The following is a 1,335-nucleotide window of genomic DNA, read 5'->3' on the forward strand; positions in this document are numbered from 1 at the left end:
AATCGAAATGTTCACGGGTTTCGACAGCAGCACTGGCACCGAGAGGTTGCTGCTGGGGGTGCGATGGCCGACGTCGCCGGTGTGCCGGCTTCAGGCAGGCGGTAACTGCCCTGGACGGTGACCGTGCCGGTCCACCCGTCCGGCACATCGGGTGCATGCCAGCGGCCGTCGAGCCGGCCGTGGGTGAGTTCCTCCGCCTTCAGAACCAGGGCCGCCTGCGCGATGTCCGGCTCGGACGAGGGCCGAGGACCGGCGAGCGCGCGCGTCGGCGATGCCGGCCCGGCCCGGTGAAGTGGACGGCGTAGCTCCATCCGTCCGGGGTCCGGCGCAGGACGAGGGCCGGCCGGCGTCCCGAGGGCGCGCCAGTACGGCCGCCGTTTGGCCATCTTGCCGGCACGGTACTGCGGACTCACCGCCCATGCGGCGCGTCCGGCGTCACCGGGGACGTACGCGTCCCCGACCGTTCGGATAATCGGATGGTCGGGGCGAGCGTGACGCGGCAGGATGCTCCGCATGACATTGCCCACCCCCGAGCTGCACACCGCCCGCCTGCGGCTGCGGCCGTTCACCGACGCCGACGCGGCGCCGCTCTACGCGCTGCACAGCAGCGCCCACGTGCTGCGTTACTGGGACTCCCCGCCATGGACCGAACCGGCCCGCGCCCAGCGTTTCATCGCGACCTGCCGGACGATCGAGGAGGAAGGCACGGGAGCGCGGGTGGCCGTCGACCGCGTCTCCGACGGCGCGTTCATCGGCTGGTGCGGCCTGACCAGCTGGAACCCGGACTTCCGCAGCGCGTCCCTGGGCTACGTCTTCGACGCCGCCGCGTGGGGCCACGGCTACGCCACGGAGTCCGCGCGCGCCGTCCTGCGGTGGGCGTTCGACACCCTGGACCTGAACCGCGTCCAGGCCGAGACCGACACCCGCAACGTGGCGTCCGCCCGGGTCCTGGAGAAGCTCGGCTTCGTCCGCGAGGGCACCCTCCGCGAGGACTGCGTCGTCAACGGCGAGGTCTCCGACTCCTGGGTGTTCGGCCTCCTCCGCCGCGAGTGGCACCCGGCGGCCGGCCGCTAGGACCGAGACTTGCCCGCCATTCGGTCCGCAACCTCCACCGAGGTCACCGTGGGCCGCTTCGGCGACCTCAACGTCTTCGCTTGCCCCCACCGATCCCGATCATCCGCACCCCTGGAGCATCCCGTAGCTCGTAGGGTCCGCCTGGAGCGGCAACATTCTCACCGGCGCGCGGGTGCTGTCGCTTCTCGTGAACATCGAACACGCCGGCGGCCGGGGTGCCTCCCGAAGCACTGAACAACCGCTGTCGAAACCGGTGAACAA

At 71.4% G+C, this 1,335-nt stretch carries 1 protein-coding gene; it reads left to right on the top strand.

Going from position 1 to position 1,335, the window contains the following annotated elements; genetic code table 11:
* Nucleotides 1-513 precede the first annotated feature (513 nt).
* Nucleotides 514-1,074, top strand: coding sequence for a GNAT family N-acetyltransferase (locus PUR26_RS00140; RefSeq protein ID WP_329868013.1), 561 nt, complete (start codon nt 514-516; stop codon nt 1,072-1,074).
* Nucleotides 1,075-1,335: the final 261 nt, after the last annotated feature.

This window comes from Streptomyces sp. SP18CS02 (assembly GCF_036322365.1).
Taxonomy (GTDB): domain Bacteria; phylum Actinomycetota; class Actinomycetes; order Streptomycetales; family Streptomycetaceae; genus Streptomyces.

What these genes read in the sequence shown, in the direction of transcription:
- PUR26_RS00140 (WP_329868013.1), top strand. Translation starts at nt 514, where the DNA reads ATGACATTGCCCACCCCCGAGCTGCACACCGCCCGCCTGCGGCTGCGG.